This is a genomic window from Sinorhizobium sp. BJ1 (assembly GCF_002531555.1).
Lineage (GTDB): Bacteria > Pseudomonadota > Alphaproteobacteria > Rhizobiales > Rhizobiaceae > Sinorhizobium > Sinorhizobium fredii_B.
In genome coordinates, this window is sequence record NZ_NWTH01000017.1 from 87,595 (window position 1) to 106,964 (window position 19,370).

16 protein-coding genes are annotated in these 19,370 nt (G+C 59.7%); 3 read left to right on the forward strand and 13 right to left on the reverse strand.

Annotated elements, in window-relative coordinates:
• Position 1: 1 nt before the first annotated feature.
• From icmH to CO676_RS20825, 12 genes are all read right to left on the reverse strand, one after another.
• Complete coding sequence (gene icmH / locus CO676_RS20770; RefSeq protein WP_097522453.1) at positions 2-1,321, reverse strand: type IVB secretion system protein IcmH/DotU; 1,320 nt, start codon at positions 1,319-1,321, stop codon at positions 2-4.
• 4 nt (positions 1,322-1,325) lie between these two features.
• A complete protein-coding gene (gene tssK, locus CO676_RS20775; RefSeq protein WP_014763587.1) occupies positions 1,326-2,660 on the reverse strand; it encodes a type VI secretion system baseplate subunit TssK in 1,335 nt (444 codons plus the stop codon).
• Positions 2,661-2,676: 16 nt separating this feature from the next.
• Positions 2,677-3,135 (reverse strand): type VI secretion system lipoprotein TssJ, encoded by a 459-nt coding sequence (gene tssJ, locus CO676_RS20780; RefSeq protein WP_097522454.1) that lies wholly within the window; start codon positions 3,133-3,135, stop codon positions 2,677-2,679.
• On the reverse strand, positions 3,135-4,382 hold the full coding sequence (gene tagH / locus CO676_RS20785; RefSeq protein WP_014763589.1) for a type VI secretion system-associated FHA domain protein TagH: 1,248 nt from the start codon (positions 4,380-4,382) through the stop codon (positions 3,135-3,137). The genes tssJ and tagH overlap by 1 nt, the downstream gene beginning before the upstream one ends.
• On the reverse strand, positions 4,376-5,443 hold the full coding sequence (gene tssG, locus CO676_RS20790; RefSeq protein WP_014763590.1) for a type VI secretion system baseplate subunit TssG: 1,068 nt from the start codon (positions 5,441-5,443) through the stop codon (positions 4,376-4,378). Before tssG ends, tagH begins: the two co-directional genes overlap by 7 nt.
• Positions 5,407-7,281 (reverse strand): type VI secretion system baseplate subunit TssF, encoded by a 1,875-nt coding sequence (gene tssF / locus CO676_RS20795; protein WP_097522455.1) that lies wholly within the window; start codon positions 7,279-7,281, stop codon positions 5,407-5,409. The genes tssG and tssF overlap by 37 nt, the downstream gene beginning before the upstream one ends.
• Position 7,282: 1 nt before the next feature.
• Positions 7,283-8,044 carry a type VI secretion system baseplate subunit TssE gene (gene tssE, locus CO676_RS20800; protein ID WP_041414209.1) on the reverse strand — a complete coding sequence of 254 codons (762 nt, stop codon included), beginning with the start codon at positions 8,042-8,044 and terminating at the stop codon, positions 7,283-7,285.
• Entirely contained in the window at positions 8,031-8,480 is a 450-nt protein-coding gene (tssD, locus tag CO676_RS20805; protein ID WP_014763593.1) for a type VI secretion system tube protein TssD, read from the reverse strand. Before tssD ends, tssE begins: the two co-directional genes overlap by 14 nt.
• Before the next feature lie 29 nt (positions 8,481-8,509).
• Positions 8,510-10,018, reverse strand: a complete 1,509-nt coding sequence (gene tssC / locus CO676_RS20810) for a type VI secretion system contractile sheath large subunit (RefSeq protein ID WP_097522456.1) — start codon at positions 10,016-10,018, stop codon at positions 8,510-8,512.
• Positions 10,019-10,021: 3 nt separating this feature from the next.
• On the reverse strand, positions 10,022-10,558 hold the full coding sequence (tssB, locus tag CO676_RS20815) for a type VI secretion system contractile sheath small subunit (RefSeq protein WP_014763595.1): 537 nt from the start codon (positions 10,556-10,558) through the stop codon (positions 10,022-10,024).
• A gap of 3 nt (positions 10,559-10,561) precedes the next feature.
• Positions 10,562-11,710: a type VI secretion system ImpA family N-terminal domain-containing protein gene (locus tag CO676_RS20820; protein ID WP_097522457.1), complete on the reverse strand. Its 1,149-nt coding sequence runs from the start codon at positions 11,708-11,710 to the stop codon at positions 10,562-10,564.
• A 102-nt stretch (positions 11,711-11,812) separates the two neighbouring features.
• Positions 11,813-13,906, reverse strand: a complete 2,094-nt coding sequence (locus CO676_RS20825) for a serine/threonine-protein kinase (RefSeq protein WP_097522458.1) — start codon at positions 13,904-13,906, stop codon at positions 11,813-11,815.
• A 162-nt stretch (positions 13,907-14,068) separates the two neighbouring features.
• On the opposite strand from CO676_RS20825, the gene tssH reads away from it, so the two are divergent.
• Positions 14,069-16,801 carry a type VI secretion system ATPase TssH gene (gene tssH / locus CO676_RS20830; RefSeq protein ID WP_097522459.1) on the forward strand — a complete coding sequence of 911 codons (2,733 nt, stop codon included), beginning with the start codon at positions 14,069-14,071 and terminating at the stop codon, positions 16,799-16,801.
• Between the two features lie 32 nt (positions 16,802-16,833).
• Here tssH and CO676_RS20835 read toward each other — a convergent pair whose 3' ends face one another.
• Entirely contained in the window at positions 16,834-17,580 is a 747-nt protein-coding gene (locus CO676_RS20835) for an OmpA family protein (protein WP_014763599.1), read from the reverse strand.
• Positions 17,581-17,698: 118 nt separating this feature from the next.
• On the opposite strand from CO676_RS20835, the gene CO676_RS20840 reads away from it, so the two are divergent.
• Positions 17,699-18,469 carry a protein phosphatase 2C domain-containing protein gene (locus CO676_RS20840; RefSeq protein WP_014763600.1) on the forward strand — a complete coding sequence of 257 codons (771 nt, stop codon included), beginning with the start codon at positions 17,699-17,701 and terminating at the stop codon, positions 18,467-18,469.
• Entirely contained in the window at positions 18,466-19,350 is an 885-nt protein-coding gene (locus CO676_RS20845) for a M15 family metallopeptidase (protein ID WP_245424378.1), read from the forward strand. Before CO676_RS20840 ends, CO676_RS20845 begins: the two co-directional genes overlap by 4 nt.
• Positions 19,351-19,370: the final 20 nt, after the last annotated feature.

A 19,370-nucleotide genomic window follows, 5' to 3' on the forward strand; every position in this document is an offset into this window, starting at 1 on the left:
CTCAGAGCCTCTTTGCGATCAAGAGCTCGATCCTGCGATTGGCGGCTCGACCTTCTCGACTATCGTTCCTGGCCAGGGGCTGCGTTGCCGCACGTCCTTCCGATCGCACGTGTTCAGTTGGCACGCCGTTGGCCGCCAGCAAAGCAGCAATCGTAGCAGCGCGCGCCTCGGAGAGGCGTTGATTGTTTGAAAGCGGATTGGTGGCCTGGAGTGGAACATTATCGGTGTGACCGACGATCGTGACACTTCCGATCAATTCAGCATTATCCCTGAGAACAGCCGCAATAGAGACGACGAGCGGTTCGAAGCTTTTCGTCAGTTCGGCCCGTGCAGACTGAAAGAGCTCCGGATTGCTCGATTGAAGCAGGAGTTTCACAGAAGAGGCGGTTTCATTGCCCTTCAGGGCTGACAGAAGGGCAGGAGGCGCGGCGGCGCGAAATTCGGGCAAAAGCTCGAAAACGACCGCTTGGACCGATGGCGCATCCGGCGCCGGCGTGCGCTTGTTCGGGCGATAGATTTCGGCCCGCTCCGGCGGCGGCAGTGCCCGAACGAGCGTTGCTAATTCTTCCGCCTTGGCCCCCAGCCGCATGGACAGCGGCACGTAAATCGCGGTCGCAAGCACCACCGCCACGACTGCGAGCACCCAGATCGGAATGGCAAAGCGGGAAGGTTCGTCGGCTGCCATGACGCCCTCCCACCTGGGCGAGAGCGGCGCACTCTCGCCATCGGGGTCCCGCAGGAAGCGGGCAGCTGCAGCTCGCACAGCGCTGAGGGAGCGATCACCTGCACGCCCCGGCACGCGGTATTTGCCCCGGAAGCCGAGCGCCAGGCAGAAATAGTGCAGCTCCAGCAATTCACGATCGCGGCCGGGATGGCGCTCAAGTTCTTCCAACCGGGCGAAGAACTGTGCACCCGCATCCACGTCGCCTCGAAGCATGACGACGAGCGGCTGGCGAGGCCACGCACTGGAGCCGCCCCATGGTGTGTTGAGCGCCAGATCATCGAGAAGCGAAGCGACAGCCCAGGCGGCCGCGTCTGCCCTTGTAAGGATTGCCCCGGAGGCAACGGCCGCATCTCGTGCAGTTACCAGCTCCTCCATGAGCCTTGTTCTCAGCGCTTCCGGATTGCCGGGCGGCAGCGCATTCTCGAGTTCCGGCGCAAATTCCAAAAGCGTAGCGAACGCATTGATCAGCGTGTTGGGATGGCATCGCGCCCGCCTCACTAACGGGCCGGTGGGAACGATCCGCTTGGCGGCCGGCGGCGGGCGGATACGCGTACGGCCTTGATCTTCCGAAAGGCCGAATGGGTCCTCACTTGCCATGGCGCTACCTGCTTACCGAATAGCAGTCGACTTGTGGCTCGCTGGGCAAAATACCGGAAACGCCAATTACGAATCCCGGCGAGCGCAGCAGCGATTCCCAATGCTCGCTGCGTTGATCCAGCTCCAGACAGAGACGGTCTCCGTCATAGGGGATTTCGCGCGGCTGCGAGTGAAGAGGCTTGAGGCGTATGCCCGGCAGTCGGGATTTCCACAGTGCCTCGAATTCGTCCGCAGCACCGACGGTCACCTGGTCGACAAAGATCTTGCGGAGCGCTTCCTCTGAGACGTCGCACCCGACGCGCACAACGATGCGGCTCGTCGTCAGCAGTTCGGGGTTGTCGATGCGCACCTTCCAAACATTGGTCGAATGCTTCACAACGGGTAGCGCCCGCGACTTCGGCTCGACATAGCGCAAGCTCAGGATAAGCGATCGCAAGGTGTCTGCCAGCGCAGCAAAGGCCGGCCCGGGTGCCATATGCTCGTAGGTGGGAAGCTCGGTCAGCCGCCTGGAGCCTGATCCGTATGTCGCCATCCGGCCAGCCAGTCCGCTGAGCTCAAGAAACAGCTCGGCCGGATGAAAGACCTCCTGTGGAAGCATATGGGCCAGTCGCGGTCGGGCCGTATTGGCGAGATCGAGCACCAGCAGGTTTTCCACGCTGCGGCCGGCGGCGCCGAGCACCATCTTGCCATGTGCGTCGGCAATGCGGTCAAGCCCAGTGATTACCTCCTGCATGAGCTTGCCGTAGAAGGGCACAGCACCGGTCGTCAGCGCCGGAGGCAGAAAGTATTCAGCAACCGCGACACTACCATCAGCAAGCAGTCCATTAACGCTCGTCACTGGCATTGCCGTGTAGCCGCCAGTCGCCTGAGCCGGCGACAAGAGCAGGGCTTGCGGTCGACCAATTTCAATCTCTTCAGGATCGGCGCCGCCATGGACTGCGTCGCGTATCCACTCGATCCGCCCTCTATAACGCGCTCCGGTCGGTTCGCGGTGAGCGGGATCGAAGCTGGCTTCGCCCGGGGGCTCCAGTGGCAGAGCGAGTTGCACCGCCCCCGCGCCCATGTCATTCGTGATTGCCAAAGGTGTGGGGGCGTCCATTGTTTCTGGTATCGCGAATGGGGTGCCGTCCGGGAAAATGCCACGCGCTGACGATACGGCGACCCGTCCAGCTTCAAGTTGCGTGGCATCGAGCGTGAGCGACCTGAAACCAAAGGTCTGAAGCCGACCCGCCTGCAGCGAACCTCGCATCAAGGCTTCGTTATAACGATCCTGCTGCTGGAAATGCTGCGTCCGGAGGAACAGTCCCTCGAGCCAAAGCACCTTGTTAGCGTCCGTCATACTGAACGCCCTCCATTCAGGCGAGCGCGAGCGCCATACCGCCGCGGTTTAGTGTCACGTTCGCCGTCACCGTCGATTCCGGTCTGATCTGGGCGGTTCTTCGCCAGGTGCGACCGCCAGGTTCCCGGAACAGAGCGACGACACCGAGGAAAGTGGCTTCGGGTGGAAACGCGACTGTCTTTGAGGCGCTCTTGCCTGGAGCGATGGTGATTTGATCAGACCCCACGAGGTCCGCGCCGAGTGTGGCGGCAGGATCTTGAAGTGCGAAACTGTCCGCAGCGTTGAACTTTCCGACATCCTTGAGCCTGAGGATGAGCAGGGTCACCGGACGCTCCCCGCCGTCAGCAGCCAGGTTCATCCCCGCTTGCCCCACCGCCGCGACGGTCACGGTTGAGGATTTGGGCGGACCACTCATGCAGCCCGATATCAGGCCTGTGGCGCCGATCACCATGAGAAAGTCGCGTCGATGCAGCATCAGTCGTTCTCCCTCTCTTCATAACCGTCCCGAAAGTCGCTCCCGATCTCACCCAGGAAGCGCGTCGTCGCACTCTTGGCAATTTCGCGATAGCGGTTCTCATATAGCTCCCAGAGTTTCGCCCGCCGGCCACCGGCCAGCAGGGCGTCCCACGCTGAAAGGGATTTCAGTTCGCCTTCCAGAGCCGCTGGGTCGAAGCGCTCGATCATTCTCGCAAGCGCCGCCTGCACGCCGCGCCACGTTCTTACATGGTGGTGGGCGAGATCGCGGATGGAGCTGCTGATCGCTGCCTGCGGAGGAAGAAAGCCGACGCTGCGTTGAGCCAGGAACGTCGCAATTACATCGTCCGCTGTAGGCAGGAATTTGAGGGGGTTAACATCGGACGCTCCAACCACCGTCTGAACGATCCTGGCCTCGCCCTTTTCTTCGGCACGCTTGCGCAGGAGATGCATCATTCCTTCAAGCATCATCCGGTATTCCCGGCCGAAATTCTCCATCTGTGCGACCGGGTCGGATGTCGGAAACTCGCCGGCGCTCAGCCCCAATCCGCGAAGGAAGGCTTCACGAAGCTCCGTTTCAGAGGGAGCCGCTATCGTCGGCGCCGGTTTCGCATGCTGCTCCGGGGCGCGGGGTGGCGCCGCCTGTGTTTCAAAGGCGGGAGACTGCGATGGTGCACTCGGCCACGAAAAATCAAAGGACTGCTTATGCTGGCTCGATTCCGGTAGAGGATCAAGACTGAACGGATCGTCAAACATCGGTGGTTGTCTTGCCGCCTCACCTTCGTCAGGGGTTTCAGCCGGTTGTTCGAACGGGTTCGGTAGTCCGGCCGGTCGCTGGGGAGCCGGCGGCGGCTCGCTGCGCTCAGAGAAGAACTTGTCCTGCTCGAAACCGATGGGCGGAGAAGCCGTCTGTTCTGAAAGCCGCTCGCTGGGGGTGGCTTGGAAGTCGACGCGGATGACATAACCGCCGAGTTGCAGGCGTGAGCCATCATGCAGCGGGGCGGAATTCCCGGGCCCGAGCGGTGTTCGCGACCCGTCTATGAAAAGGCCGCCGCTTGAGGTGTCCGTCACGAGATATTGACCGCGAACGCACGCGATCGTGCAATGAGCCCGCGAGACATACATGTCGGGATCGTCGATACGCCAATCGGCCTCAGCGCTGCGACCGATGACAAGTTCGCCCTCGACCAGTCGCATCTGGCGAACAGCTTGCACCCGGGGTGACTGCTCGAGAGTAAGGGTCAGCATGTCGCAGCCTCCAGCATTTCGGGCCGCCAGCCATTGACCGTGCGCATGCACAGGTCTTCTGCGTCACCTCGATCTTTGGGTGGAGCGACCCACGCCGTGTGTCCAATCCTCGCTTCCCCCAGTCGTGCCGGAGGAATTTCGTCTCGCTTGAGCACGAGCCTGACATCGACGTCGAGTCCGAATCCAACCAAGTCGGCGATCGCCCTTTTCAAGGTTTCGCGCCGTTCGCTGCCGGGGAGGAAAGCCAGGTAGTCTTGAAGCGTCAAGGGCCCCAAGGTGAGCTCGATTCTTTGCTGCCGCTGGAATGAGCGAGGCCCGATTGTGGCGCTTTGGGCAAGTCGAACATGGGCGTTCCCAAGGCGGGATTGGAGCCCTGTTGGTATCGCGATCCAGGTGCCGACAAACTCCCTAAGCCGAACCGGGACCTTTATGAGGTCGGCAAGAAATCGAGTGAGCCTTTCGGGCCCTTCTACTTGATTAGCAAGCGCAGGCGCGTGACATAGCTTGGCGGTATCGATCGCTGAGGGCTCATGGCGTTCTGGTCCACTGAGGCCGAGCCCGGCCAGTGCCGCCGATAACGCGCGAATGCGCCCGCCGCCCGGACGCCCGACCTGCACTGATGGATGAGCGTCCGCCCATGCCCGATAAAAGAGTGCAATCATTCGATGCTGAAGAACATTCACGAAGTCGACGAATGTCGTATCGCTGATCTCCCGCATGTCGGCCGTGGCGAACCAGCGCTGCGAAAGGCGATCCAGTACCCAACGTGTCAGATAGAGGGGCATCGGACCTTCCGGCCCGAGCAATCCGATATTTGTCACCGTAACCCGGGCTGCCGCCTTGTCGGTTGCCATCTCAACTTCGGTGATGTCCTGCACTGCAAAACCGAGCCGCACATGTTGTCCAAGCCTTGCCGGCTCCCGATCTGGTCGGCCCGACTGGCCAAAAAGCTTCCCGTCTTCTTCCAGGCGCCGCAGGAGCTCAAAGAAGTCGAACTCAGTCGGGAGTGGCCTGGCGTCCTTACTCAGATCAGGCTGCGATTGCCCGGCGTCATTGGCCATGGCACATCCTCCTGCTTCTGTATCACACGCGCGCGCGTTCGCACGAACGCATTGATTGACGCATAGCGGGCAAAAAGCTTCGAAAGCAGGCCGGAGAGTAGCAATGCGCTATGCCCGGCAAGCACTGACTGGTCGATATGAAGCGTAACCTCGGTGCCACGCGCAAAGCACATCGGCCCAGGAATGGGGAGGCGCTCGATCACAGACCGAGACTCAATTCTGGCAATCGCGCGTAAGTGCCGGCTGAGGCTTGGATCGCCGCGTTGGGCGTAAAGATCAAGCAGGGCGTGAAGCGGGTCCACCCCGCGGCCTTCTTCTGCCAGGCTGAGAAAATTGAGCGAGAGCTGCGCCACAAACCGCCAGGCAAGTTCATCGGCTCGCGTGGCATCCACAGCGCCAGCCGGGAGCGTGGCCGGAATTGAGGGCACCGGCGGCCGCACCGCTCCGAGAAGCCGAATAGTCTCGACCGGATCGCCGCTCTCGAGGGAGAGCGACGGTGTGTCGTCCAAGATCGGCAGGTCACGATTGGTGCAAAGCGCCGTCACCTCGATCCGTTTCAGGGGCCGTGCCGCCTTCGAGTGGGCTGGACGCGAAAGCGTGACGAAGACATCGTCACCAACGTAGGACGTTCGCGTTTGTCCCTGGCGCAGCTCGTCCTCGTTCGGTCGCCGCGGGCGGCGTTCGGTAAAATATACCCAGCCATTTCCACGATTTTGGCCCAAGCTGAAGAGCGCCGGTATCTCGGCGTCCGGGCCCCCGGCGTCAGCGTCTTCGACACGGATTGCGCGATGGATTTCGAAATCGCCTGGGCGGGTCCGGTCGGCATGGAGCACCTGCCGTGTGCGCCTCTGGTCGAGTTCGATGACATTGCAGCTGCGTTCGAACAAATTGATGATCGGCGTTGCGAAAAGTTCGAAATCAGTTGCTGCGATATTGGCGAGCTCGGGGACGGGACGTCGCAAGAGAAACACCAGTTCGAGCCCAGCCCCACAGCGACGAACCACTGCCTGCAGTCCTTTGATACGTACGTAGTGGAATCTCTCTGGCGCGACAAAGTATTCGCGCAAAAGCCTATAGCCTTCAAAAGTTTCGCGCGTGCGCGGTAGCAGCGCCTCGTCATCCGAGATTCCGACCATCTCCGGCTCGGCCAGTGCGCTCAGCGGATTATCGCGGCCTTCCGGGCGAGCGCCGGTGGCGGAACAGACGCCAAAAAGCGTATCGAAGAGCAAGGGCGCCTTGCTTTTTTCAGCGAAATAAAGATCAAGGCGATCGAGCGACAAATCGCTGAGCCTGCCTTTGCCGGTTCGACCGAAGACGATGCTCAATGCAGCGGCGCCGGATTGTCCGCCGATCGGAGCTATTCCCGCTGCTGCAAGTGCGCTTCGATCCTGGATGTAGGTGACCGAGGCGATCGCAAGCGGCCAGAGCATCACATCCTGTGCCGTGGTATAGATGCATCGCGTCGAAATTCCAGGGCGGGCGCTCGAAACGAGCCGCGTCCCCCGCCTAACGAGGTGCCCCGCAGCCATTGTTTGAACCTGCTGGCCGGGCTTCAGCAATGCCATGCCGGTTGCCGGCGCCGGGCAAACAAGATCGGGATAGAAATTCTCGAGCACGCTTCGGGCAAAACGCGCGCTCTCCGCATCCACTTTTTGGCGGGTGCGCGCGGCGAGATAGGCGACGCCGTCGAGCAGGCGTTCGACATAAGGATCGGGACAGGGGACCGTGTCCAGGGAAAGGTTGCGGGCGATCGAAGGATGCATGTCCGCAAACTCGGCGGCGAGAGCGCGGATATGTGTGAGTTCTTCCTCGTAATATTCCAGGAAGACTCGGTCCATGTCAGGTGTCCTTGAGCTCGGTGCGTGCCGAACCGTTCTCGAGATCGAGAAAAGTTCGAAGCCGTAGCCGCTCGGGTGCCGGCGAGGTGAGCAGCAGGGCGTCGATGTCGATCCTCAGACCAGTGGCTCTGTCGCCGAGACTGACGGTCACTTTCGTCGCGCTTTCCTTTAGCCGAGGTTCAAATGCCGCGAGCACGCTTCTGATTTCCTTCGCCAGTTCATCACGGTCGAAATCGCGAGATGATCGGCCGGAGAAGGGCGGCACGCCGTAATTGACCACGCTGCGACGAACCTCCGGAAAATCCTCAAGCGAGGGAGGGTTGTCGCGAATCTGATCCGCCTCGAAGTCCGTCAAGAGTGGCGAGGATTCGAAGCGTTGCGCATTAAACAGCGCCTCGATGTCTCGCCGAACTGCTTCACGCAACACATCGGTCGAGACGACGACGCCGCGGCTTTCCAGTTCTGCCCGACGCCGCTCCAACGAGACCAGACGGTGCAAACTCTTCTTTTGCTCGGCGCTGGTATCTGTAGCGGCGTCGATTTGGCGAATGCCACCGGCAACCAGCGCATCGAGACGTTCGCCGTCTATATCGTTCTGTAAAGCCTGCCGAAGTTGCTTGATTTCCGAGCTTAGCCCCGGCAGGTCATTGACCAGGCGATCCCACAAGGATGGCTGGATCGCTTCGCGAGTCGCCCGCAGGTGCCCCCCGGGCGGTCTCGCTTCCCTTCCCAACCGTTTTTGCCAGGTTTCACTTGCCGACATAGACATCCATCTCGACCTCGTCCTTATCGTCGTACTTGAAATTGATGTTCTTGTAAGCGAATCCGACGCGCTCTTCGATGAGGTCTGGCTCGTCCTCACTTGGCTTCATTACGTAGCTGGTTACCGATGCATCCTTTAAGGTTACGACCAGATAATCGCTTGTCTCGCCTTCGATCGTTCTTCGTGCCGAAAACGTGACTTCGTCCAGGAGCGTGTTGTCGAAGAGAGCCTTTTTCAGGTAGGGCGAAGACTTGTCGTAGTTTTTAATGAAATTGACCATGCCCAAGCTGACGCGGCCCCTCCTCGATAATGAATTGGGATCGAAGGGAGCTTGCATTTCAAACTCTACTCCGTGCACTTCGATCTCTTCTTCGTGGCCATCGCGGATGCTTGGCCCCGGAATGTCGGGGACCTTTAGAAATCCATCAATTTTCATGAATAACCTCCATCGGCTCTCTGGTTTTTTCACGACTTCATAGACGGCAGCTCCGAAACGAGCCGGAGCGAAGCATTGATGCCTTCCAACTGGTAATGTGGTCGCAGGTAGAACCGGGCATTGTACCAGCCCGGCCGGCCCTCCACGCTGTCAACCTGAACTTCGGCGGCCGCCAGAGGCCGCTTTGCGCGGGCCTTTTCATCGGCGAAGGCAGGATTGGCCAGAACGTAGCGATTGATCCACTCCGTCAGCCAGGTCTGCATGTCTGCGCGTTCCTTGAATGAGCCGATCTTGTCCCTGGCGATCGCCTTCAAATAGTGGGCGAAACGGGAAACCGGGAATAGATAGGGCAGGTTCGCGCTCAACCTCTCATTGGCCTGAGCGTCCGGATCGACCAGCCGGCCCGCTCGCGTCTCATCGTCCTGCAGCGAATGGGCACCGATGAAGGCAGCAATATCGGTGTTCTTGCGATGAAGGATCGGCATCAGCCCGAGCTTGGCGAGCTCGGCCTCGCGCCGGTCATCGATTGCGACCTCGGTCGGGCACTTCATCGCTACCGTGCCGTCATCGGTCGGAAAGGTGTGGACCGGGAGATTGATGACTGCGCCGCCGTTCTCGACACCTCGAATTTGGGTGCCCCAGCCGAAGAGCTTATGACTGCGGTTTATGTTCACTCCCATCGGGAAGGCCGCATTCATCCAGACATATCGGTGATGGTCGCCCTGGACTTCTTCCTCGAAGGCAAAACCCTTCACAGGGACCGTTTCTGCGCCATAGGGCAGTCTCGCCAGCACTCGGGGCATGGTTAGCCCAATATACCGCGAGTCCTCACTCTCACGCAGTGACTGCCATGACGCATAGGCTGTTGACGACACGATCTGTTGCAGGTCTTGCGGGTTCGGCAGTTCCTGCCAGCTCTCCATGCGAAACAGACGTGGGGAAGCGGCTGCAATGAAGGGAGTATGTGCCGACGCGCAGATGCCGGACATGTTGCGAAGCAGGGCAACATCCTTCGGGTGATTTGAGAACTCGTAGGCGCCTATCAGGCAACCATACGGGTTTCCACCGAGCATCGAGTATTCGTCGGTATAGACTTTCTTGAAGATGGGACTCTGATCCCACATCTGGCCTTCGTAATCCTCGAGGGTATCGGCCAGGTCCTCCTTCGAAATATTCATGACGCGGATCTTCAGCTTTTGATCCGTCTCGGTATTGTTGACGAGGTACCACAGCCCGCGCCACGTTCCTTCCATCTGGAGCACTTCCGGCGCATGAAGGATATGGTTGACCTGCTCGGTCAGAAGCTTGTCGATGCCGGAGATCAAGGATTTGATCGACTTGATCGCGTTCGATGAGATGACAGTGGATTCCGAGCGTGATCGCGCGGCAAGCGCCAGATTTTGCACCAGGACTTGAAGCTTCTCGCTATCATCCTTCTTGACCTTGAAGTCCTTTTCCAGAAGCTCGCTGAATTCCCCCAGATCGACTCCCTCCGCTTGCGCGACACCAGCAGCGGTGGCTTTTTCCTGTTCGGCCATGGCTCAGACCTCCGATTTGCTGCTATCGTCGATCGCCTGGTCTGCGATCTTTGCAATGAGGGGCTCATTGTTCAAAAGCTGCGCGATGCGTTTTTCGGCGTCGATGCGACCATCCATGAAACCTAGCAGTTCCTCAAGCTGGCGGCGCATCCTCAAAAGCTCGGCAAGCTGCGGGACTTGTTCGGCAACACGATCCGGCGTGAAGTCGGCGATGCTCGTAAAGGTAAGGTCTACCGCAAGCTCTTCATCGCGTTCTTCGCCCGGAGGCTGGGGCAGAGTGTTCTTCACCCGAGCTTTGACGCGGGGGCTGAGCGCTTCCATGAAACGGCCGAACCTGTTTGCGTCGGTCTCGACAAACGTGCGGTCCCGTACGGACTTGCGCGCCTCTGGTGTCTCGGAGGCGCCGGCCAGATCAGCCATCACGCCCATCACAAACGGCAATTCGATCGTCGTCGGGCTGCCGTATGTTTCCACTTCATAGGCGATCTGGACGCGAGGCGCCCGGTTTCGTTCAATTACCTTCGCCTTAGTTTCGCTCATAGGTCACCTTTCGTCCCGAGATTTCTTGTTTTCTGGCATGCCGGCCAAAAGCCGGAATTCCTTTAGACCGGAGGGCGCCAGATCCTCCATGAGTTCCAGAAAATTCATCGGCACCATGCGTTTGATTCTGCGCGCCAGATGAGGGATAGGGCTTGACGGCTCCGTGCGGTCGTAGAAATCAATGACGAGGTCGATGCACCTTGTGACATCCTCGCGCGAGGCAAGCCGCGACGGAAAGACTGCCGCAGTTGCGATTTGGCTCGAATCCGCGCCGGAGATCGCTTGTGGAGTTACCTTCTCGCGAACGACGCCTTCCTCGCTTGCGATCTCCGGCCGGGAGCCGGGTTGCGCTCGCTCGAGCGTCGAAATCACGCGCTGAAGGAACCGTCCCAAATCCGACAGTGTGAAGCGCACATCACCGCCCATCTGCCGGTTGAGCGATGCTTCGAGCTCCGCCAGTGCAGTGGCCGCACTACGAGCATGGGCGACAAGCTCGGCCGCTTCGCTCGAGGATTGTTCCGCAAATGCCGCGCAGCCTATTCTCATGCGATCCAATAAGCGGTCATGCTCGCTTACGAGTGACGACTTCTCGGCCTGGCTCAGCCCAGGTGCAGCCTCGCTAAGAGCGGTTCGGGTGTCGATCGATCCGCGCTCCAAATCCCGGCCGGTGAAGGGGCCAACACCATGGGGCGCAAAAAAGGTCATCCTCCGAAGGTCGCCCAATAACCCATCCTTGTCGTTTTGCAGCTGGAGAAGTGCGTTGGTCCGGCGCAGGGCCGCATCCCGAGGCGGGGAATCCCGCCGAAGTTCTGGATGCATCGTCTCCCAATGCAGGTCGAAAGTCCGAGCGATCAGGTTAAGTCCCGAGGCCAATCCGGCAAAACCCTGTTCATTTGCAAGGGCTCGAGTAACGATCACCAGGAGCCGCAAATCCCGCCCGTGCTGACGCAACTCCTCAGATTTATGAAGAACGTTTGTCCAGTCGACAGGTACTTCGGCCCTTTCTACGGGATTGTTGCGTTCGTCTCGGCTGATCTCGATTTGAGGTTGCATAAGGCGTTCCAGTTCGTGGAATCGCCCATCATTCCGCAAGCTTTCGCCAGAGGGGTTATTGCCATTCAGTGGACTTAGCCAGAGAGCGGAGTCGAACAACAGATCCCCCCATTTCCCAACTAATGTTGCCCTCTCAATGTAGTTTTACCACAGTTTTTCAAGCTGTTCTATTTCCACGTCACGCCGTTCGCGATTCAATTTTTAGTTCCGGGTATCGATTAGTCGGGTGGTCATAGAGAGGACCGAGACATTTCCCGCGGCTATCACCGCACGCAAATCTTCGGCAAAAGACTTGGTGGACTCGGTTGTGGGGCGAAGCTCTGGAAAAAGTGGTTGGTTGGTCTGCATGACGATGATCAGACTTCTGCCGAATGTGCTGTCAACGGCGAAGGAGAGCTTCGCCGGATCGACTGCACCCTCTGCCGTCGGATAGGCAACCCGGATGGTTCGCATTCCCTCAGACACGGTCCCGAGGTCGGAAAGCGCATGATCCGGTCTTTTGATGTTCGGAAGAACGTTGAAGAGATTACCGGTGACGTCGGCGATTGCGACCCACAGGTATCCCTCGTCAAGTGTGGCCGGCGCCAGCACGTCGATAACCGGGTTGTCGCCTACGGAATAGATGCCGGACATGTTCGGTTCGGACTTGTCGCCGTATCCGAGAACGATTGTCATCGGACCCTGCCTTGCATCCGGCAGCAACTCCTGAACAACGCACAGCTGGCTGTTGAGCACTGTGGTGTCGACGCGCAGTTCGCGATCCCCGAGATGCGGCGCAAGCGCCTGCTGAACGGCCTGGATGTCCTTGCTGGAGGCGACGTTTCCTCGGATCGAGACTACCGCTCCAAGGGGATAGGTACCCGCCTGCGGCGGTGGAATGAGAAGCGGCCCGCAGGTCTCCAACGGGACCAGGAGGGACTTCAGGTGATCCGGCGACAGATCCCGCGGGCCGGCGGCCACACGTACGACAGGTTCATAGCCGGCCTCTTTGGCCGCCGCAGCAAATCGGCTCACGGCGGCTTCGCGCCCCTTGTTATCGGCCGCAAGTCCGGTAAGGCGAACCGTCCGATCGGCAACTTCCAGCTTCCACTCCTCTAACGGGGCGGCGAGCGCAAAAAAGGCGGCCATGTCCTCAGCCCAGCGTTCGGACGGTGCGCCGTCAGCAAGAGTGAGGGTGCCCCCGGGGGAAGGTACCCCGACCGCTTGGGCAAAGTTCGTGACGATTGCCTCTTGCTGGCCGGCATTGGGAGCAAAACCGGTAAGCGTGGCTCGTCCGTGTCCGTCCACCCCGGCAACAAGCTTGTAAGGGGTAGCGATCGGCACCGTTGTCGTCGACAAGTCCTCAAACGCCCCGAAAAGCCAAAGCCCTGCGATTGCTGCCAGCGTTGCGATGGGCAGGATGGCAAGCCATGGTCGCCAATTGGCCTTCTCGAAGCGCCCGCTCTGCTGCGCACCGCCGAGACCGGGCTGCAGCAATCGCGTAATTTCCTTGACGACGGCGGCGGCGCTTGGCGGCCGATGGGCAGGATCGGGCTGGGTGAGATCGTCAATCAAGGTCTTCAGCGGTTCCGGAACGCCAGACGTGTCAAGCCGGCGTTCCTTATGACGCACAATCTCGCCCGGGCTCCTTCCGACGTCTGGAACCCTCCCGCGAAACGTTGCGAGTAGCGATGCTCCCAGGGCATAAAGATCAGAGCGCGGTTCGGCTTGCCCATGCATCTGCTCCGGCGCGGCATATTCGTACTTGCCCGCAAACTCGTTGCCGACGATGGTGCGTGCCCCTGGGGTGCTGTCCTTCGCGATGCCAAAGTCGATAATGACGGCTTCCTCCGGTCTGCCGTCACGCAGGATGATATTGTCCGGGGAAAGGTCGCGATGGACGATCTTTCGCTCGTGCGTAGCGACAAGGCCTTCGGCCACTCTGTGTGCCACCACCAGCAGATCTCGCGGGGAAGCCGCGCTGCGCTCGAGCCAGTCGCTGAGCGGGGTGCCTGCGACGTAATCCATCACCAGGTATACGTGCCCGTCGCCCGTCTGACTGCAGTCGGTGTAGCGAACGACAGCGTCATGCGAGATGCTGCGAACCTCTTCCTCTCGCTTCATGAGCTCGAGGTAACTGGCATTTGCCGACAACTCTTGGTTCAGTGCCTTGATCGCCACCACACGGCCGGTGATGCGGTTGCTTGCTCTGTAGACCTCGCCCGTTCCGCCGCGGCCAAGGAGGCCCTCTATCTCGTAGGTGTTGTTGAGCACCTGGCCCTTGCGAAAGATGTCCCCGGGCAGTGGATCGAGCATATGGAGTCTCCAAACGCACCCTATGGAAACCACGCTACCACAATATTCATTAAGAACGTGCTGGCTGATTATTTGTCAAGAATACTATAATGTGGCACGCTGTGACTAGTGATCCAAGACTAGCTGCGCCCCTTCAAAAGCACTGGCAGGAGCCCGACCGACATGCAGCCGAACATGTCTTCTCCAAGCTTCAAGCGCAAGGAACTGGTCGGCAAGCTCAACCCCGTTTGCCTGCGTGCGTTCAAGGCGGCGGCGGACGCGGCCAAGCTTCGCGGCAATCCCTATGTTGAACTCGTTCACTGGATCGAACAACTGGCACTTGTCGACCGTGCCGATTTTCAGTTGATCCTGAGAGATGCCGGCGTGGATCTCGGCCGCCTCGCCGCCGACATGGCAAGGGCGATAGACAAACTACCCTATGGCGCGACCTCGATCGAGGAGTTTTCCGACCACATCTTTCACGCCATCCAGGAGGCGTGGAGCCTCGCCAGCCTGCAGTTCGGATCCGAAGAGGTGCGTGGAGCCTTTGTCCTCATAGCCTCAAGGAAGTTGCCCGTGCTGGACGGGCTTTTATCGAAGATCAGCGTTGAATTCGATCGGATCGATGCAGACTCCGTCATCGCCCGGTTTGACGACGTCCTTGCTGGATCACTTGAAAGTACCCGCAGGGAAGAGACTCCCGAACCATCCCGGAAAAGACGCCCCTCAGGGGCTGAGTCCGCATTGGCGAAATATGCCGTGGACCTCACTCGACGTGCACGCGACGGAAAAATTGACCCGGTTCTGGGCCGCGACCCAGAGATACGGCAGATCATCGACATCCTCATGCGTCGCAGACAGAACAACCCGATCCTGACGGGCGAAGCCGGTGTGGGTAAAACCGCGGTCGTCGAAGGCTTTGCTCTGCGCCTTGCTGCAGACGATGTGCCGCCGCCGCTCAAAGAGGTGTCGCTTCACATGCTCGACATCGGCTTGATGCAGGCGGGGGCGAGCGTCAAAGGTGAGTTCGAAAGGCGGCTGAAGACAATTATCGATGAAGTTCAGGCATCGGAAACACCCATTATTCTTTTCATCGACGAAGCTCACACTCTGATCGGGGCAGGCGGTGCAGCGGGAACAGGAGACGCCGCAAATCTTCTTAAACCCGTATTGGCGCGCGGCGAGCTTCGCACGGTCGCTGCAACGACCTGGGCCGAATACAAGCAGTACATTGAGAAAGACCCCGCTTTGACGCGACGTTTCCAGGTGGTCAAGGTCGAAGAGCCCGATGAAGAGGGCGCCGTCTTGATGTTGCGCGGTGTGGCAAGCGTGTTGGAGAAGCACCATCAGGTGCAGATTCTCGACGAGGCGATCGAGACGGCCGTCAGCCTTTCGCATCGCTATATCCCGGCGCGCCAACTGCCCGACAAGGCGGTCAGCCTCCTCGATACCGCATGCGCGCGCGTGGCTGTATCGCAGCACGCCACGCCGGCGGAAGTCGAAGACCTTCTGCGACGCAAGCAGTCTCTTGAGATCGAAGAGGCGATCATCGGGCGCGAAGGCGCGATCGGCATCGAAATTGAGGACCGCCAGGCCAAGGTTGCAGCCGCTCTTGCCGAAACCGAATCCGCTTTGCTAGCCGCAAAGGCTCGCTGGGAAAAGGAGCAGGCCATGGTCTCTGAAATTCTCGATCTGCGAGCGAGGCTGCGCGGAAAGGGAGTCGAACTCGACCATGCGTTGGCCGACGGGGCGGCAGGCGATCAAGCGGCAGCAACCCCAATTGTGGATGAGCCCGCGTCGGGAGCCAGCGAAGGAGCGATCGCCGACCAGAATTCGGACCTTGTGCGGCTCAAGACGCTGATGGCGGAACTTGCCGATGCACAGGGTGAAACCCCGCTCATACTGCTTTCCGTGGACAGGAATGCCGTGGCCTCGGTGGTACAGGATTGGACAGGTATACCGGTTGGCAGGATGCTGACCAGCCAGACCGAAAAGGCGTTGCAGCTGGCAAACGTTCTGTCAGAGCGTGTCGTCGGTCAGGACATCGCGATGGAGTCGATCGCTCGGCGCGTACAGACCAGCCGAGCCGGATTAGGCTCTCCCGAAAAGCCCGTCGGTGTCTTTCTGCTGTGCGGCCCGTCCGGGGTCGGTAAGACGGAAACTGCACTGGCTCTCGCCGAGGCGCTCTATGGCGGCGAACAGAATCTGATCAGCATCAACATGTCCGAGTTTCAGGAGGCCCATACAGTCTCCACTCTCAAGGGTGCGCCTCCGGGCTATGTTGGCTATGGCAAGGGGGGCGTCCTGACCGAAGCCGTCAGACGACGACCCTATTGTGTCATTTTGCTCGATGAAGTCGAGAAGGCACATCCGGATGTGCACGAGATCTTTTTCCAGGTATTTGACAAAGGGATGATGGACGACAGCGAGGGTCGACGGATCGACTTCCGCAACACTCTCATACTGCTGACCTCGAACGTTGGTTCAGACGCCATCATGAAGCTTACCGATGGAGGCCGGATGCGGCCCCCACCTGAGGAGTTGGAAGCCGTACTGCGGCCGCAATTGCTGAAGGTATTTCCGCCGGCATTTCTCGGACGGGTTATTGTCATCCCCTATTATCCGCTCTCCGATGCGATGATCGAGGCAATAACACGACATCACTTCGGGAAAATCGCGCGCCGGTTACGCGCCAGCCATGATGCTGAGCTGGTCATCGAGGACGGAGTTCGGGAATTGGTCAAGGCGCGTTGTACCGAGGTCGAATCGGGAGGTCGCATGATCGACGCGATCCTGACCAACACGCTTCTACCGGCGTTGAGCAAAGGCGTTCTGAATTGGTCGCTCGAAGGCAAACGCCTGACCAAGGTCACGGTCGGCGCATCTGAGGAAGGCTTCACCTACTCGTTCGAATGACCGTCAGCCTTGCTGACGATGCGGCCGCCTTCTCAACTTACGGCCTGAAACTCCACGCGCCTGTTCTCGTCAGCCTTCGGGTCTTGCGGGTTGAGAAGAAACTGCTCGCCTACACCAACCGCCTCGAGACGTTCGAGAGCGATCTCGCACTCGTCCGCGAAGAACCGCGTTACTTCCTTCGCTCGCAGCGTCGACAGCTTGTGATTGTAGGCCGCACCTCCGACACCATCGGTGTGCCCTATGACCCGGACGAGTTTGATGTCCATCTCCTTCATGACTCTGCAAAGCTGACGCAACGTTGCTTTTTGGTCCGGGGCGATGGCAGCGGAGTCAAAGGCAAAATTGACGCGCACATTAATCTGATCAGTAGGCGGCAGCTTCCAATATGTCTGCGGATCGGCGGTCGTTGCAGCGGAAACGCCTGTGGTCGGCGACGCCCCCGTAGGCGCGGGTGTCGAGGGCTGAGCCACATCGCTGCTATCTGGAGCGGATTGGATGCCTTGGGTCGCAGGAGCAGGAGGGGAAGCCGGAGCGATTTTCGCTTCGCCAGGCGCGTCAATTGCCAACGGCGTGGCTTCTACCGTTGACCCGGGATTGGTAAGGACCAGACCGCGCGTGGCTCCGAGCTTCGAATCCCCTGCAGCCTTGAACAACTCTATTTGTCGCTGAAAGCGCTCTTTGAGCGTAGAATCGGTTAGTTCCTGTGCCTTCAAGTCACTTTGGGGGACGAAGAATAGAGCAAGAAACACCGTTAGAATCGCAGCCGGCAGGCGCATCATCTTGGGCTCCCATTGGCGAAGAGGTTTCGCCTCCTGTGAAATTACTATAGGATAACTTGAGGGGCAACCTTTCAGGTAGCGGCTTCGCGATGGAGCGAATTAGAGGGTTCATCCGTTCATGAGCCAGGATTCGCGGGACAGTTCATCGACGCGCGTTCCTAACCGGCTGGGCAGGCCGGAGGGGGCGGGGCTGAGCCACACCGGTCATGTGCGCAAAAGCAATGAGGACGCGATTCTCACTGATCCCTCAGGCGCACTTTGGGCTGTCGCCGACGGAATGGGCGGCTACGGCCATGGCGACGTCGCTGCTGACATGGTTATCGAGCAGCTTGCTCTTCTACCGCACGCTCCGATTTCGTGCGCTCATCTCGTTGGAGCGCTCCAGGCGGCCAATTCCGCCATACGTCGATGGGCGGCCTCGGCAAATATAGAGCAGATGGGCGCAACAGCAGTGGCCGCGCTCGTTGATGGTCGCGCAGCGACAATCGCATGGGTGGGAGACAGCCGGGCTTATTGCCTGCGAGGAGGGGAGCTGTCGCAGCTTACACACGATCATTCGGTCGTGCAGGAACTTCTCGATAATGGCGACCTGACGCCGGGCGCAGTGTGGCAGCACCCGCAAGCCCACGTTGTCACGCGGGCAATCGGAGCAGCCGATCGGCTGGATGTCGGAACGACCGAGGTCGCGTTGGAGCCCGGGGATATCTTGATCCTTTGTTCCGACGGTTTGACCGACTGCGTTTCAGAGGCCGAGATCATCTCATGCATGAATGCGGAATCGGCCCCTGACGCTGCCTGTCGTCGACTGGTTACAGCCGCTCTCGATCACGGCGCGCCGGATAACGTCTCTGTGGTTGTAATTCGGATTGACGGAGCTGCAACGCCTTGAGGCCACTCAACCCGATTGCAGCTGTCGTCATTGGCATGAGCATCATTCTTGCGGCGGCGACCTTCGCGTTCGTTGCAGACCTGCTTCGAAACACGGAGCAGGATCCGAATGCGGCAAAGATCGACCGCCTTGCTCTACAGCTTGCTCAACAGGACGATGAGATTCAGGCCCTGCGCGCTGAACTCAACGCACTCAAGAGAAAACTTACAGAATTGGCGGAAGCGCCTCGCCCAGAACCTGTTTCGCCGAGCCAGGTCGTGCCGCCACTCGACAAACCTCCCAGCGAGCCCGCATTCGCCATCGATCAATTCGGCGGTATGGCGCCGCCACAGGAGACCGAAAACCTGACGGAGCCAATGCAATTGGCAAAGAAGCGCTTCAACGACGGCGTCATCCGTCCCAGACCGGGGGTGCTCCGCGAAATCCTCGGCGAGCCGCGAAGTGCATATTCCACAAACTGCCAGCCGGTCACCAATGCGAGATTGGTGAGAACTCTTGAGACCCGCAATTTCGGAAACTTCCGCCTGACGATGATCAGGCCTGCGCTCGATTCCCTGGGCCAGATATTGGAGCGCCTGAAAAAAGAGGAGCCGGACATCTTTGCCGCGATCGGGACGGCTGGTGCGCTTTGCGCGCGTTATGTCCGCGGTTCTGCCAAGTCCGTATCGTCCCACGCATGGGGGGCAGCCGTCGACCTGACGCTCAAGAGGGACCTCGACAGGATGGGGGATGGCAGCACGCAGTTCGGACTCGTGGTGCTCGCGGAATTTTTCAACGATGCCGGCTGGTACTGGGGTGCGGGCTATGGTCGCGAAGATTCCATGCACTTCGAGGTCGGCGAGGCGCTGCTTCGAAAATGGGCCGCAGAGGGCAAGCTGTGAAAGACCATGCTCGACTTCCG